The organism is Exiguobacterium sp. s95, from assembly GCF_018618655.1.
In the GTDB taxonomy this organism is placed as follows: Bacteria; Bacillota; Bacilli; order Exiguobacteriales; family Exiguobacteriaceae; genus Exiguobacterium_A; species Exiguobacterium_A oxidotolerans.
In genome coordinates, this window is record NZ_JACSMM010000003.1 from 131,008 (window position 1) to 145,874 (window position 14,867).

At 46.0% G+C, this 14,867-nt stretch carries 15 protein-coding genes; 14 read left to right on the forward strand and 1 reads right to left on the reverse strand.

Annotated features, from left to right (window positions below):
- Nucleotides 1-5 precede the first annotated feature (5 nt).
- Nucleotides 6-929 (forward strand): LCP family protein, encoded by a 924-nt coding sequence (locus tag KNP99_RS07895; protein ID WP_088836551.1) that lies wholly within the window; start codon nucleotides 6-8, stop codon nucleotides 927-929.
- A 346-nt stretch (nucleotides 930-1,275) separates the two neighbouring features.
- The gene (gene pulA, locus KNP99_RS07900) at nucleotides 1,276-4,188 is read left to right on the forward strand and encodes a type I pullulanase (protein WP_215193153.1); all 2,913 of its coding nucleotides are present in this window, start codon (nucleotides 1,276-1,278) and stop codon (nucleotides 4,186-4,188) included.
- A gap of 72 nt (nucleotides 4,189-4,260) precedes the next feature.
- On the opposite strand, the gene KNP99_RS07905 is transcribed toward pulA, so the two are convergent.
- Nucleotides 4,261-5,514 carry a dicarboxylate/amino acid:cation symporter gene (locus tag KNP99_RS07905; RefSeq protein ID WP_088836553.1) on the reverse strand — a complete coding sequence of 418 codons (1,254 nt, stop codon included), beginning with the start codon at nucleotides 5,512-5,514 and terminating at the stop codon, nucleotides 4,261-4,263.
- 311 nt (nucleotides 5,515-5,825) lie between these two features.
- Here KNP99_RS07905 and rpsU point away from each other — a divergent pair, with 311 nt between their 5' ends.
- The 12 genes from rpsU to recO all read left to right on the forward strand — a co-directional run bounded on the left by rpsU (nucleotide 5,826) and on the right by recO (nucleotide 14,744).
- The gene (gene rpsU / locus KNP99_RS07910) at nucleotides 5,826-5,999 is read left to right on the forward strand and encodes a 30S ribosomal protein S21 (RefSeq protein WP_012369719.1); all 174 of its coding nucleotides are present in this window, start codon (nucleotides 5,826-5,828) and stop codon (nucleotides 5,997-5,999) included.
- 21 nt (nucleotides 6,000-6,020) lie between these two features.
- Complete coding sequence (locus KNP99_RS07915) at nucleotides 6,021-6,467, forward strand: GatB/YqeY domain-containing protein (protein WP_029332932.1); 447 nt, start codon at nucleotides 6,021-6,023, stop codon at nucleotides 6,465-6,467.
- Nucleotides 6,468-6,657: 190 nt separating this feature from the next.
- Entirely contained in the window at nucleotides 6,658-7,167 is a 510-nt protein-coding gene (locus tag KNP99_RS07920; protein WP_034801219.1) for an NfeD family protein, read from the forward strand.
- Nucleotides 7,164-8,147, forward strand: a complete 984-nt coding sequence (gene floA / locus KNP99_RS07925; protein ID WP_029332934.1) for a flotillin-like protein FloA — start codon at nucleotides 7,164-7,166, stop codon at nucleotides 8,145-8,147. Before KNP99_RS07920 ends, floA begins: the two co-directional genes overlap by 4 nt.
- 13 nt (nucleotides 8,148-8,160) lie before the next feature.
- Complete coding sequence (locus KNP99_RS07930; protein ID WP_214765428.1) at nucleotides 8,161-8,604, forward strand: hypothetical protein; 444 nt, start codon at nucleotides 8,161-8,163, stop codon at nucleotides 8,602-8,604.
- Nucleotides 8,605-8,764: 160 nt separating this feature from the next.
- Nucleotides 8,765-9,727: a PhoH family protein gene (locus KNP99_RS07935; RefSeq protein WP_214765426.1), complete on the forward strand. Its 963-nt coding sequence runs from the start codon at nucleotides 8,765-8,767 to the stop codon at nucleotides 9,725-9,727.
- A 37-nt stretch (nucleotides 9,728-9,764) separates the two neighbouring features.
- The gene (locus KNP99_RS07940; protein ID WP_214765424.1) at nucleotides 9,765-11,822 is read left to right on the forward strand and encodes an HD family phosphohydrolase; all 2,058 of its coding nucleotides are present in this window, start codon (nucleotides 9,765-9,767) and stop codon (nucleotides 11,820-11,822) included.
- Nucleotides 11,819-12,295 carry an rRNA maturation RNase YbeY gene (gene ybeY, locus KNP99_RS07945; protein ID WP_029332938.1) on the forward strand — a complete coding sequence of 159 codons (477 nt, stop codon included), beginning with the start codon at nucleotides 11,819-11,821 and terminating at the stop codon, nucleotides 12,293-12,295. The genes KNP99_RS07940 and ybeY overlap by 4 nt, the downstream gene beginning before the upstream one ends.
- The gene (locus tag KNP99_RS07950) at nucleotides 12,292-12,642 is read left to right on the forward strand and encodes a diacylglycerol kinase family protein (RefSeq protein ID WP_215193154.1); all 351 of its coding nucleotides are present in this window, start codon (nucleotides 12,292-12,294) and stop codon (nucleotides 12,640-12,642) included. Before ybeY ends, KNP99_RS07950 begins: the two co-directional genes overlap by 4 nt.
- Nucleotides 12,643-12,691: 49 nt before the next feature.
- A complete protein-coding gene (locus tag KNP99_RS07955) occupies nucleotides 12,692-13,090 on the forward strand; it encodes a cytidine deaminase (protein ID WP_029332940.1) in 399 nt (132 codons plus the stop codon).
- Complete coding sequence (gene era, locus KNP99_RS07960; protein ID WP_029332941.1) at nucleotides 13,083-13,991, forward strand: GTPase Era; 909 nt, start codon at nucleotides 13,083-13,085, stop codon at nucleotides 13,989-13,991. Before KNP99_RS07955 ends, era begins: the two co-directional genes overlap by 8 nt.
- Before the next feature lie 3 nt (nucleotides 13,992-13,994).
- On the forward strand, nucleotides 13,995-14,744 hold the full coding sequence (recO, locus tag KNP99_RS07965; protein ID WP_029332942.1) for a DNA repair protein RecO: 750 nt from the start codon (nucleotides 13,995-13,997) through the stop codon (nucleotides 14,742-14,744).
- Nucleotides 14,745-14,867: the final 123 nt, after the last annotated feature.

The window sequence follows — 14,867 nt, forward strand, 5'->3', positions numbered from 1 at the left end:
TAATGATGGAATCACGGATGAAGAAAAAGCGACCGAATCCGTTCTTGCGAGTCGCGAGTGTGCTTTTGTTACTAGTCGTCTTGATTGCGAGTGCGACGACCGGATACGCATTTTTAAAGCTCCAACAAACTGCTGATGCATTGATTACTCCACTAAAAGGTGAGCAAAAATTACCACTTGAAGTCATGCAACCTGTCCATGTTTTGTTGATTGGTGTCGATGAACGGAAAAATGATCCGGGTCGGGCCGATGCAATCATGTTGTTATCGTTTAATCCGAAAACAAAACAAGCGAGTTCACTTTCGATTCCGCGCGATATGCAAGTCACGTTAGCAGATGGACAGACGACAAAAATTAATCATACGTATGCCTATGGTGGAGTCGAAGAGACGCTTCAGACGGTCGAAAAGACGTTTGACGTCGAGATTCCGTATTACGCTAAAATCAACATGGATGGACTGATTGAACTCGTTGACGCCGTTGATGGTGTGACGGTTGATAATCCGTCTGCCTTTAGTTGGAACGACCGTCGGCTTCAAAAAGAGTACAAGAAAGGACAGATTGAACTGGACGGTCTCGAAGCGAGTGGTTACGCCCGGATGCGGAAACAGGATCCGCTCGGGGATATGGGACGGCAAATCCGGCAACGGCAAGTTCTTGAGTCTGTCGGAATGAAACTTGCAGGTCCGAACATTTTAACGAAGCTCGAACAACTCAGTCAGGTCTTAGAGGATAATTTCAGTACGAACATTACGTTTTCTGAAGCGACCCAACTGGCACAAGAGAATCAAACCGGTTTCAAACACTTACAATCCTTGAAAATCGACGGCGAAGGGTATATCGCAAGTGACGGCATTTGGTATTTCTTCGCCTCGGATGCGTCGATGCGGGAAACGAAACAAGCACTCGAAGCATTGATGAAGGGATAACACAGACTGTGGAGTTGTCGTTTTCTTCACTTTGTAGACAAAGTGGCGAGAATTAAAAGCGTCTTCCGTCTTGAATCGCTTCCAAAGCGGCGCGTAAGGTTGCCGCTTTGAAGACGAGTCGAGACAGGGAAATGTGACAGAACAGCCTACCCATGCAGGTTTTTTAAGTTTCATAAGCATTTGATCGATATAGGATTGATTTTGGACTGACTTATGAGTCAGCCCTTTTTTGTTCTGGTCCGAAAGGCTTATTTTCTTTAGTTAACTAAAATATACTTTGACAGTATGGGAATTCGTGTGGAAAATGGAAATGAAAACGATTACATACATTCAAGGAGGATGGAACATGAATCGATGGAAATCAGTCTGGGCAGTTGTGCTAACGTTTGCACTAATTTTCAGTTTACTCCCAGTGAACGGATTAGCGCTCGAAAAAGGCAAATCGACGCTCGTCATCATTCACTACAAAGAAGATAAAACGTCAGAAAAAGATTGGAATCTCTGGCTCTGGGCGAATGGACCGGATTACTTCCCGAACAAGGCGCACGCCTTTAACGGAGAAGATGCATACGGAAAGGTTGCCGCTTATGAATTCCCGGTCGACCAACCAGAAAAAATCGGCTTTATTGTCCGTGATGATAACTGGAACAAAGATTCCGGTTCTGAAAATGACCGATTCATCACAAAAGACATGATTAAAGATGGTGTCGCGGAAGTGTGGATTGCATCCGGAAGTAAAGACGTCTCACCGGTCAATCCGACAGACGGGGCGGACGTCGAATCAATCAAAACGAACGTCCATTATTATCGTTATGACAACGATTATGAAAAATATGGAGTCTGGGCATGGCCGAATGCGGCAGATGGACAACGGGTTGAATTTAATCAACAAGATGAGTTTGGTGCTGTCACAACCGTGTCGCTTGCGAACCCAACGAAACAACGACTCGTCGGGATCATTCCGCATATCGAAGGCTGGTCTGAAAAAGACGGGGCGGATCGTTTCTTCTATGCCGGAGCAAAAGACATCTGGTTAATCGAAGGGGATCAAACAATCTACTACGGAAAACCGGAAATTGACCGGACACCTAAGATTACGAGTTTCCTCGCAGATGACTTTAAGAAGCTGACGCTCAAAACGAACGCGCCCGTCTCAGCAGACGATATCGGACAATTTTCGTTCACGGGACTCGTCAATCCGGTCGTCACACAACTTGACGCGAAGACACTTGAAGTAACGGTTTCGTCCGACATCGATTTAGCAAAGATCGTGACTGTGACACATCCTGTCTTCGGTGAAGGTGTGCTTGAAGCAGGACAGGTCTTACGTTCTGATGCCTTTGATCAAAAGTATGCCTATGACGGTAAGTTAGGTGTGACGTATAAAAAATCAAAAACGACGTTCCGTTTGTGGGCACCAACCGCTCAAACGGTCGAGCTCGAGTTATACAAGTTACCAAAACAAGCAGCAGCAACAACAAAGGACATCACACAAGAAATCGAGATGAAACGTGGTGATCGTGGCGTCTTTACCGTCACTGTAAAAGGTGACCTCGACGGGACAGGCTACACATATGAAGTGAAACATGCAAAAGATACGACGCGTGCCGTCGATCCATATGCGACAGCTGTTGCTGTCAATGGGGATCAAGGTGTTGTCGTTGATTTAAAGGAGACGGATCCGAAACGCTGGACGAAATCAAAGATGCCGCTTAAACAAGCGACAGATGCCATCATCTATGAAACCCACGTCCGTGATTTGTCGATGTTTGATGTGACCGGTTCAAGATATGATTCAGGAATTAAGCAAAAGGGGAAGTACCTCGGAGTAGTTGAACGTGGAACACGTTTAATGAAAGATGGCAAGAAAACGAAGACGAAAACAGGACTTGATCATCTCAAAGAACTTGGCATCACACATGTTCAGTTCATTCCAGTGTACGACTTCAATACGGCTTCCGTCGATGAGACGAATCCGCTAAAATCATACAACTGGGGATATGACCCGAAAAACTACAATGCACCAGAAGGTTCATATGCGACGAATCCATATGACCCGAAAGTCAGAATCACAGAGATGAAACAGATGATTCAAGGTCTTCATGACAATGGGCTACGTGCCGTCATGGATGTCGTCTACAACCATATGTTCGACGCCAAAGCATCGAACCTCGATAAAATCGTCCCGGGTTACTATTACCGTTACACAGCGGGTGGCGATTTAGCGAACGGGACGGGTGTCGGGAATGATACAGCGTCAGAACGCCAGATGATGCATAAGTTGATCGTCGACTCCGTCGGATACTGGGCAAAAGAGTACCACTGGGACGGTTTCCGGTTTGATTTGATGGGGATCCATGACGTCAAGACGATGAATGCCGTCAAAAAGACGACAACTAAAATCGATCCATCAATCCTTGTTTTTGGCGAAGGGTGGAGCTTGAACACACCACTTCCTGAAACAGAAAAAGCGAATCAGACAAATGCAAAACAAATGCCGGGCGTCGCTCACTTCAACGATAACTTGCGTGATGCGCTTAAAGGAAGTGTCTTTGAAGATACGGATGCAGGATTCATTAACGGGAAAACAGGTCTTGAAACACGCATTAAACGCGGAATCGTCGGTGAGATTGCGTATAACCAAGACATCACAGGATTTGCAGCAGAGCCGAATCAAACCATCACGTATGTGGAAGCACACGACAACCATACGTTATGGGATAAGTTGAACTTAACGAACCCGAACGATACGGATGCGACGAAAACGAAAATGCACCGCCTGGCGTCAAGCATCCTGTTGACGTCACAAGGGACGACGTTCATTCATGCCGGTCAAGATTTCATGCGGACAAAGGGCGGCGACCATAATTCGTATAAATCACCGGATTCCGTCAACCAACTCGACTGGAAACGGAAGATGGATCGTCAACAAGACGTCGATTATATGAATGGCTTGATTGAAGTCCGGAAAGCAAATCCGGCACTTCACCTCGGATCAGCGAAAGACATCAGACGGTATTTGACGTTTGTCGATACGATGGAGCAAGTCGTCGCGTATCAACTTTCAGAAGATGCACCACATCAAAAAGCAGAGTTGTTCGTTGTCCATAACGCAAAACGCGCTGCGGTGAAGCTGACGCTTCCGAAAGGAAAGTGGAAGTTGATTGTCGATGGTAAAACAGCAGGGACGAAAACACTTCGAAACGTTTCAGGCAGCATCACGGTGGATCCACTCAGTTCATTTGTTCTAAAAAAATAACAAGATACAAAAAGGTCGTCCTACCATGAGTGATTCACGGTAGGGACGACCTTTTTTCATCAAGCGGAAAACTTACGCGTAGCGCTCGTCTTCGACTTCCTTATCTTTTAAGTTACCTTCTTCCGATTTCGCTACGATGACGGCACAAGCAGCGTCACCAGTGACGTTGACGGCAGTCCGCATCATGTCGAGTAGACGATCGACCCCGATGATTAAGGCGATTCCTTCGACGGGAAGGTTGACCGACTGGAGGACCATCGTCAGCATGACGAGGCCGACCCCAGGCACACCAGCTGTTCCGACAGACGCGAGAACGGCAGTCAAGACGACCGTCGCGAGTTGTCCTGGTGTTAAATCGACATTATAGACTTGCGCGATGAAAACGGTCGCGACCCCTTGCATGATTGCTGTTCCGTCCATGTTGATCGTCGCACCAAGCGGTTGAACGAAACTTGAGACAGACCGTGGTACTTTAAGTTCACGTTGCGCCGTTTGCATCGCGACCGGAAGTGTTGCGTTCGACGAAGATGTCGAGAAGGCGAACATCATGACGGGTGCAAACTTCTTGAAGAAGAAGATCGGATTCATTTTTCCGATCAAAGAGACGGCAGAACCATATGTGAATAATGAATGAACGATTAATGATAAGACGACGATCGACATATACGCGAACATTGCTTGTAATGATTTAAGACCTAATGAACCAACGGCTGAAGCGATCAAGGCGAAAGCTCCGAGCGGCGCCATTTTCATGACGAGTGTGATTAAGTACGTCATCAAGTCATTGCCTTGTTCGATGAACGAACGAAGCGTTGCTGCTTTCTTACCTAAGAAAGTAATTCCGAACCCGACGAACACACTGAAGACGATGATTTGGAGCATGTTACCTTCCGCCATCGCCGTGATCGGGTTTGTCGGGAACATCCCGACGATCGTATTGATGATACTTGTATCAGGAATCTCACCGGTTGCCTTTGAGAGTCCTTCCGTCGAGAAAGTACCACGTTCGCCCGGTTTGATTAATAAGGCAAGACCAAGTGCGATGATGATTGCAACTGCTGTCGTCGATAAGAAAAACCCGATGGCTTTTCCGCCGACACGACCCAATTCTTTTGGGTTCCCGAGACCCATGACACCGAGGGAAATGGAGAAGAAGACGATCGGTACAACAAGCATTTTAATCAGGTTCAAGAAAATCGTCCCGATTGGTTGTAAGGCATACATATTTAATTTTTCGTAAATCGTCTTGTCAGGTAGAGCGGCTAGGACAAGTCCTAAGGCGATACCGATGAGAAGACCCCAGATGACTCGTTTTGCTTCTTTCATAAATAATACCAACTCCTTTTTCAGATAACTGTTTATATTTTGACACATCATTCACTGTTTTGACAAAACATTTTAATGATTTTAAGAAAGCGCTTACAAAAAGTGCCGCGTTTTTTTAGGTAAAACAGATGAATCTGTTGTAAATAATGGGACGACATGAGACTATAGAAAGGAACAAAAAGGAACATATCAAGGATGTAATGAGAACATGTCAATCAACTATTGACCATTCTGTACATTCCTACTATAATGTTATATGACGTGTCTGACACGTTTCCTTTAGTCGGTAATATCGGAGGGAGGGAAAACTAGTGGAAACTCGTGTACGTAAAAATGAATCACTTGAAGACGCACTTCGTCGCTTCAAACGTGGTGTTTCAAAAGATGGTACGCTTGCTGAAGTTCGTAAACGTAAACACTACGAAAAGCCAAGTGTAAAACGTAAGCTTAAATCGGAGGCTGCGCGTAAGCGTAAGAAGTTCTAACGTTAGAGAGGGTGTATCCTCATGAGTCTTCAAGAGCGTTTGACAGCGGATATGAAGGAAGCCATGCGTTCGCGTGAGAAAGATCGTCTGACGACGATTCGGATGGTGAAGTCGTCCCTGCAAAATGAAGCGATTAAACTCGGTAAGCAAGAATTAACTGATGAGGAAGAGCTAACTATACTCTCACGTGAGATGAAACAGCGCAACGACTCCCTCCGAGAATTCGAAAGCGCTGATCGTCACGACCTCGTCGAGAAGATTCAAGCAGAGATTATCGTGCTCGAAGCTTATATGCCAAAACAACTTTCTCAAGAAGAAGTTCAGGAAATCGTTGATGCAGCTATTGCACAGACGGGTGCCTCTGCTCCTTCTGATATGGGGAAAGTAATGGGTGTCGTCATGCCGCAGCTTAAGGGCAAGGCGGACGGTGCTTTGATTAATCGACTTGTTAAACAACAATTAAATTGATCAATTTTGAAGGTATCCCTTGGGATACCTTTTTTATTTGTTTTTTTGACACATATTATCGGAATAATTAGAAATTAAAAGAGTTGTGAAACCTTTTAATGGGTGAAAGCGTATATAATAAGAGTAACAAAGAAATGTGTTTCAAAAGGGGAGAAGCGTCTGATTCTGATAAAAAGGGGTGAACGGAGTAATGTCTTTTAGCTTAGGGATGATTTTAGCGGTCTTCTTGGTCGGTGTCGTCATGTTGCTGATCGAAATATTCGTCACAGGATTCGGTATCTTTGGAGTTGTGGGTATCGGTGCTGTCCTCGCGAGCCTGATCATGGCGGGTGCGACGGTCGGTCAAGTCGGCCTTGCGATAGGTCTATCCGTATTTTTGTCGCTGGCGGCAGGATACTGGGCATACCGAAGAATCAAATCCAACCAGTCATTGTTATGGAGAGGTTTGATTTTGACGGATTCGACATCGTCGGAAAAAGGGTATTTGTCACATGAAGAGAAAGTTCAACTCAATGGCAAGGAAGGTATCAGTTTGACGCCTTTACGACCTGCTGGAACGATTGAAATCGATGGGAATCGGATCGATGCAGTGACTGAAGGGAATTTTATCGGCTCTGGTGAGCGAATTATCGTCAAAGAAGTGACACACGGACGCGTCGTCGTTCGAGTCCAAACTACGAAGGAGGAGTCAATCACATGACACCTGAACTGTTAACGGTCCTACTCATATCCGGAGGAGTCTTAATCTTCCTCGCAATTTTCTTTACGCTCGTTCCAATCCCACTGTGGATTAGTTCTTTGGCGGCCGGCGTCCGCGTCTCGATTTTCACACTCGTTGGAATGCGTTTACGTCGCGTCACACCATCTAAAATCGTCAATCCGTTAATTAAAGCCGTCAAAGCTGGCTTAAACTTGAATACGAACCAACTTGAAAGTCATTTTCTTGCCGGTGGTAACGTTGATCGTGTTGTCAATGCGTTGATTGCCGCGCATCGTGCAAACATCGAACTTAGTTTCGAACGTGCGGCCGCGATTGATTTGGCAGGACGAAACGTGCTTGAAGCAGTACAGATGTCAGTTAATCCAAAAGTCATCGAAACACCATTCATCGCAGGTGTTGCGATGAACGGGATTGAAGTAAAAGCAAAAGCAAGAATCACAGTCCGGGCTAACATTGACCGTCTTGTCGGTGGTGCGGGTGAAGAAACAGTCATCGCCCGTGTCGGCGAAGGTGTCATTTCGACAATCGGTTCGTGTCACGATCAAAAAGAAGTGCTTGAAAATCCGGAAATGATTTCACGAACGGTTCTTGCGAAAGGCCTTGATTCCGGTACGGCGTTCGAAATTCTATCAATCGATATCGCGGACATCGATATCGGGAAAAATATCGGTGCTGTTCTTCAAACGGATCAAGCGGAAGCGGATAAAAACATCGCCCAAGCGAAAGCGGAAGAGCGTCGTGCGATGGCGATTGCGAGCGAACAAGAAATGAAATCACGTGTCGAAGAAATGCGAGCGAAAGTTGTTGCAGCCGAAGCGGAAGTCCCGCTTGCGATTTCGGAAGCGCTTCGTGACGGAAACTTCAGCGTGATGGATTATGCGAATTACCTCAACGTGACAGCAGATACGAAGATGCGCCAGGCAATTGGTGGTCAGTCTTCGCCGAATGACTCACAATAAAGGATGATGTAGGATGGGAAGTTTAATCTGGGTCGGTTTAATGGTGGCATTTGGCGTCATCTCTGTCATTTCTAAAGCGGCAGATAAAAGTAAAGCTAACCAACCGACAAGGACGCCATCAAAAGAGTTTGGGGATTATGTGAAGAACATGGTGGGGCAGGCGGAAGCGATGACGAAGGATGATGCACCGCCGGCTGTAAAAAAGAAACAGCAACGTCCGCTGTTAGAAGATCGTCGAACGGACATGCAACGGCATACGGATCGTCAGCTGGTTTCTAAAACGAGTACGAATATCGGAGAAATCAAGGGGTCAATCGCCGAAGGAGCAATCGGGACGAAAGCGGTCAAGAAAACAGGGATGCAAACGACGCAAGAAGAAGCACGTCGTGCCATCATCTGGAGCGAAGTCCTCGGTCCACCCGTTTCAAAACGTAAAACAAAAACACCCCATTCATAAGAACAGGTCAGCTTCCTAATTTTAAGGGGAGCTGACCTTTTTAGGTGTTTCAACAAGATGGGTTTTTCTTTCCATCTATTATTAGGAAATGCTAAAGTAGAAGAGAATAGATTTGTGGCGATGACATACTGTTGTCCATCATTAGGAGGCCAATCATAACGTGATATTTAATGAAAGAATTCCATTCGCATTCTCGAATTCAGATCAGACGCAAGCATTCGTTGGACCGAATGATGCGGTGCTTAAAACAATGGAGGCAGAACTTGATGTTCAGCTCGTTCATCGAGGTGATGAATTGATTGTTCAAGCAGAAATGGAGGACTCGATTAGACTGGCGACACAAGTCATCGGCGTTCTCACGCAGCTCGTGAATCGTGGGGCAGTTTTAACGGAGCGTGACGCAACAAGTGCAATTCAATTGGCACGACAAAATCGAGTCGATGAATTACTTGAATTATATGACACCGTCGTTCATACGAATCATAAAGGCAAACCATTACGTGCAAAAACACTAGGTCAAGCACGTTATGTACGCGGGATTGAGAAATACGATTTAACGTTCGGAATCGGACCTGCTGGGACAGGGAAAACGTATTTAGCTGTCGTCATGGCGGCGAAAGCCCTGAAAGAGGGGCATGTGAAACGGCTTGTCCTTACACGTCCTGCTGTTGAAGCTGGTGAAAGTCTAGGTTTCTTACCGGGGGACTTAAAAGAAAAAGTCGATCCTTACCTTCGCCCGTTATACGATGCGCTCCATGATGTGTTAGGTGTCGAACATACGGCGCGCTTATTAGAGCGCGGTGTGATTGAAATTGCTCCACTTGCCTACATGCGTGGACGAACGCTCGAACATGCCTTCGTCATCTTGGATGAAGCTCAAAATACGACAAAAGAACAAATGAAAATGTTTTTGACGCGACTCGGATTTCATTCGAAAATGATTGTTACAGGAGATTTGACGCAAGTCGACTTGCCTCGGGGAAAAGCCTCTGGATTGCAAGAAGCCTTGAATTTGTTAGGTGATGTTCGAGGCATTCATTTTGAACACTTCAGTTCTGCTGATGTCGTTCGTCATCCACTTGTCCGGAAAATCATTGATGCGTACAGCCAAGAAATCGGCTGAAACTCAACCATGAAAGTAAGGGGAAGGGGACTAAGACATGCGGAAAATAGGACTGTGGATCAGCTTGCTGACGATTGGATTTTACATCATCGTGTCAACGATGATGTATGTGTCCGTTCGTCCGGAAGCTTTGGCGGCAGAAGCCTTCTCTATCGCGGAAGAAGATATCCGATCTCCTTTGACCATCGAAGACCGTGAAGCGACCAGACAGATTAAAGAAAATACCGTAGCTGCGATTGACAGTCAGTATACGGTCAAAAAAGAATATGCATCGCAACAAATTGATAAGGTGGAACAACTCTTTGCGAGCTTAAAAGGTATAACGAAGGCAGAAGACATCGGACGTATTAAGCAGCGGCTTCGAAATACAGAGGCGGCTGATTTATTGAAAGATGATGAATTGCGTTTGCTTGCGACGTCTTCTTCGTCCGTTCGAAGCACGACACGTGACGCGGTGATTACGGCAATTGAAGAAGCAATGAAACAGCGGATTTCTTCTGAGGACGGAGAGTTAGCAGAAGCGCGTGAGAATGCACGGCTCGACATCGACCGAACACCATTATCTTTTTCATTAAAAGCGGTCAGTAAGGCATTGACCGATCAATTGATTGTCACGAACTACGTGTATGACCCTGAGAAGACGGAGCAATTACGAAATCAAACGAGCGATAAAGTCGAACCTGTCATCATTTCTGAAGGGGAGGTTATCGTTAAGCGTGGTGAAGTGATTTCGCAAGATGAATACCGTCAGCTTAAGCTTGTCGGATTGATCTCTGACCGGAAGTCGTTCAAACCATTGTTAGGAACGTTACTTTTGAGTGGTTTAATGACGTTGCTGTTATATGGATTCATCGCTCGTTCAAATCTTCGATACGCGAAGATGGGTAAAGTACGTTTGTTCGGTCTTGTCTATCTTGTCGTGATTTTGCAACTTGTCGTGACATACGGAATGGCGTTTTTGGCAGAGGATATCAATCCTGTACTGTACTTGTTGACACCGACGGCATTCGCGGCACTCGTTTTACGAAATTTGCTGAATGAACGAATCGCCTTGTCCAGCACACTCTTTATGGCGCTTGCCGGCACATTTTTCTATAGCACGAACCAAAACTTTAGTTTTAACATTGCGATTTACTTAGTGGTAGGCGGACTCGTCGCGACATTCTTTTTACAATCGAGTTTGTCACGACGACGGATTTTCTTGAGTAGTTTAATGATTTCTGCTGCGAACATCGTTGTCTTCTTTACCTTCTTATTGATGCGCAGTGGGCAACTTGAACTTCAGGAAACGCTAACGTTAACGGCGTTTGCGATCGCGAGCGGCGTATTGAGTGCTATCTTCGCGATTGGTTTGTTACCATTTTTAGAAATGACTTTCGGAATCTTGGCTCCGACACGGTTATTAGAACTGTTAAATCCTACACATCCGTTATTAAAGAAATTACTGGTCGAAGCACCAGGAACGTATCATCATAGTATGATGGTCGCGAATTTAGCTGAAACGGCATGTGAAGCAATCGGGGCAGATGGGTTACTTGCGCGAGTTGGTGCTTATTATCATGACCTTGGGAAAACCCGCCGTCCGCTTTATTTCATCGAAAATCAACATGGCCGTAATCCGCACGATCGATTGACACCAATTGAGTCGGCGCGTGTTATTTTAGCGCATACGGATGATGGAGTAGAACTCTTACAAGAAGCAAAAATCCCGGGGGCAATCGTCGCGATTTGCCAAGAGCACCACGGTACGTCGTTACTCCGCTACTTCTATGTAAAAGCAACGGAGCAAGGTGAAGTCAACGAAGCGGAATTCCGTTACAGTGGACCGAAACCACAGACACGAGAAGCGGCAGTCATCATGATTGTGGATTCGATTGAAGCAGCTGTCCGCTCGATGAAGTCTCCGACTGAAGAGGGGATTCGTGATCTTGTCTCGAAAATCATTCGAGAGAAGATGCTCGACGATCAATTCGCGGAATGTGACATTACGACACGTGACATTTATCGTGTCGGGGAAAGTGCGTGTCATACGCTTTCGGGATTGTTCCACGAACGGATTGAATATCCTGAATTAAAGAAAGAGGAAACGAAATGAATACTTATATGACAGACGAGGGAAACTTATTGAGCGAGGAACAGCAGCGCTTAGTCGAATCGATTCTTATTTATACTGCGAAACAAGAAGAAGTCGAAGTCAATAGTGAGCTGTCCGTCACATTCGTGACGAATGAAGAAATCAGAGAAATCAATCGCGACTGGCGTGGGAAAGATCAAGCGACGGACGTCATTTCATTTGCGATGGATGAGCTCGGAGAAGATGAAATTGACTTTCAATTACTAGAAGACGAACCCGTTGTACTGGGTGATTTAATCATTTCCGTCGAACGGTGTCGGGAACAAGCGGCTGAATATGGAAATCGGTTTGAGCGGGAACTTGGTTTTCTAGCCGTCCATGGTTTTTTACATCTGTTAGGGTATGACCACATCGAAAAGGCAGATGAAGAAGTCATGACAAAACGTCAGGAGGAAATTCTACATCACTTCGAGTTGTATCGAGGCGAGTTGTGAAGTCCTGGTGGGTTCCGTTTGTCCATGCGCTAGCGGGCATCCGACAAGCCGTTCGAGAAGAACGACATATGAAAGTTCATTTTGTTCTCGGACTAGTCGTCACGATTGCATCATTTTATTTCCCACTTTCGTCCGTTGAACGTGCCATCTTATTTTTAACGATCGGTACCGTTCTAGGTGCGGAAATGCTGAATACAGCTTTTGAAAGAACGGTCGATTTAGTGACGAAAGAGTGGCATCCGTTAGCCAAGGCGGCAAAAGACATCGCGAGCGGTGCAGTTTTAGTGTTGGCGCTTACATCAATTGTGATTGCACTATGCATCTTCGTCCCATATTTGGTACAATAAGAATCCGGCCTTTTTTGGCCAACAAAGTTGCTAAAAGGGGAAAAATGACATGAAAACAGAACAATTACTCGAACAAGCTAAAATTGCACGCGAAAAAGCGTACGTTCCATATTCGAAGTTCCAAGTCGGAGCTGCTCTCTTAACAAAAGACGGACAAGTGTTCCACGGGTGTAACATCGAAAACGCTGCTTACGGTCTCTGCAACTGTGCAGAGCGGACAGCCGTCTTCTCAGCATGGGCACAAGATGCACGTGAATATGCAGCGATGGCTGTCGTAGCTGACACGGAAGGTCCAGTAGCACCATGCGGACAATGCCGCCAAGTCCTGTTCGAAATGTGTGATGCAGATATGCCAATCTATTTGACGAACTTAACAGGTGATGTCACAGAAACAACCGTTGGCGCATTGTTACCAGGTGCGTTCACGAAGGGAGATCTCAATGTTTAAAGAAGGATTTAAATCGGGATTCGTCTCGATCATCGGTCGTCCGAATGTCGGGAAATCGACGTTTTTGAACCGTGTCATCGGTCAAAAAATTGCAATCATGTCAGATAAGCCACAGACGACACGAAACAAGATTCAAGGTGTTTACACAACGGATGATGTGCAGACGGTCTTCATCGATACGCCAGGAATTCATAAACCAAAGCATAAGCTCGGTGACTTCATGATGAAAGTTGCGACAAACGCTTTGCGTGAAGTCGATGCGATTCTCTTCATGATCAACGTGACGGAGCCAAAAGGAAAAGGCGACGACTTCATCATCGAGAAGTTGAAAGGCCTTGATACGCCAATCATTCTCGTCATGAACAAGGTCGACTTGATTCATCCGAATGACATTCCGCCAATCATTGAGTCGTATAAAGACGAATTAGAGTTTGCAGCGGTCGTGCCGATTTCTGCTCTTCAAGGTAATAATGTTGAACCGCTCCTCGGTGAGGTTGCGAAACTTTTACCAGAAGGACCGATGTATTATCCGGCCGATCAAGTAACGGATCATCCGGAACGCTTTATTATCTCGGAAATGATTCGCGAAAAAGTCTTACAAAAAACACGAGACGAAGTACCGCATTCGATCGCAGTTGCGATTGATCAAATCAAAACACGTGAGGACGGCAATATGGTCGACGTCCACGCGACGATTTTAATCGAACGTGATTCGCAAAAAGGCATCATCATCGGGAAACGTGGGGCACTCCTCAAGGAAATCGGGTCTGAAGCACGGACGGACATCGAAATGCTTCTCGGAACGAAAGTCTATTTGAACCTATGGGTCAAAGTGCAAAAAGACTGGCGTAACAAAGCCGGACAATTGCGTGAACTCGGCTTCCGCGACGATGAGTATTAAGCGATGATTGATAAGGCGGAAGGGCTCGTATTACGAACGGTCGTGTATGGTGAATCGAATAAAATCATCACGTTGCTGACGCGTGAATACGGAAAGCTCGCCGTCATGGCTCGTGGTGCGAAGAAACCGGGTAGCCGGTTTAATGCAGCAAGTCAGCCGTTTATTCGGGCGGTCTATGTCTACCCGAGGTCACGTGGACTCGGTCAATTAAAATCAGCGGATGTCATCACCGGGTATTCACATATCCGGCAAGATGTCCTCTTGATGTCATATGCGATGTACCTGCTCGAACTTGCGGATAAGGCACTTGACGAACGCGTCGCCTATCCGACGCTCTATGATTTATTCGTCGACGGACTGGAGGCGATGGACGAAGGACTTGATCCGGATGTCGTATCGTTCATTGTTGAACTACGCTTGTTGCGTCATCTTGGTATCGCTCCGCACTTAAACGGCTGTACGATTTGCGGGAGTACGGAAGCACCTTTCGCCTTTTCGCTGAACCATGGCGGACTGCTCTGTAAGCGCCATCGTCATGAAGATGAGTATGCCGTATTCTTGCAGGAGTCAGTTGCAAAGATGCTCTATGTCTTTTCCGTCTATGATTTTTCACGGATCGGTACGGTCACGGTCAAGCCGGAAACGAAACGATTACTGCGTCAAATCATGGATGCCTACATGGAACGTTATAGTGGACTTCGGTTACGATCGAAGCGCGTTCTCGATCAATTGCTCAACCTTGAGAATGATTGACAGACTACGCGTACGTTCGGTAGAATAAGTGCGGAAGAACTAACTAAACGAACACGATGAGAAAAAGGAGTAGCACCTCCTCTTCATTCAAGCGATTCCAGGATAGTGTGAGCTGGATATGAA

What these genes read in the sequence shown, in the direction of transcription:
- ybeY (WP_029332938.1), top strand. Translation starts at nt 11,819, where the DNA reads ATGAATACTTATATGACAGACGAGGGAAACTTATTGAGCGAGGAACAG.
- pulA (WP_215193153.1), top strand. Translation starts at nt 1,276, where the DNA reads ATGAATCGATGGAAATCAGTCTGGGCAGTTGTGCTAACGTTTGCACTA.
- floA (WP_029332934.1), top strand. Translation starts at nt 7,164, where the DNA reads ATGACACCTGAACTGTTAACGGTCCTACTCATATCCGGAGGAGTCTTA.
- KNP99_RS07955 (WP_029332940.1), top strand. Translation starts at nt 12,692, where the DNA reads ATGAAAACAGAACAATTACTCGAACAAGCTAAAATTGCACGCGAAAAA.
- KNP99_RS07930 (WP_214765428.1), top strand. Translation starts at nt 8,161, where the DNA reads ATGGGAAGTTTAATCTGGGTCGGTTTAATGGTGGCATTTGGCGTCATC.
- KNP99_RS07920 (WP_034801219.1), top strand. Translation starts at nt 6,658, where the DNA reads ATGTCTTTTAGCTTAGGGATGATTTTAGCGGTCTTCTTGGTCGGTGTC.
- KNP99_RS07940 (WP_214765424.1), top strand. Translation starts at nt 9,765, where the DNA reads ATGCGGAAAATAGGACTGTGGATCAGCTTGCTGACGATTGGATTTTAC.
- KNP99_RS07905 (WP_088836553.1), bottom strand. Translation starts at nt 5,514, where the DNA reads ATGAAAGAAGCAAAACGAGTCATCTGGGGTCTTCTCATCGGTATCGCC.
- KNP99_RS07915 (WP_029332932.1), top strand. Translation starts at nt 6,021, where the DNA reads ATGAGTCTTCAAGAGCGTTTGACAGCGGATATGAAGGAAGCCATGCGT.
- recO (WP_029332942.1), top strand. Translation starts at nt 13,995, where the DNA reads ATGATTGATAAGGCGGAAGGGCTCGTATTACGAACGGTCGTGTATGGT.
- KNP99_RS07895 (WP_088836551.1), top strand. Translation starts at nt 6, where the DNA reads ATGGAATCACGGATGAAGAAAAAGCGACCGAATCCGTTCTTGCGAGTC.
- era (WP_029332941.1), top strand. Translation starts at nt 13,083, where the DNA reads ATGTTTAAAGAAGGATTTAAATCGGGATTCGTCTCGATCATCGGTCGT.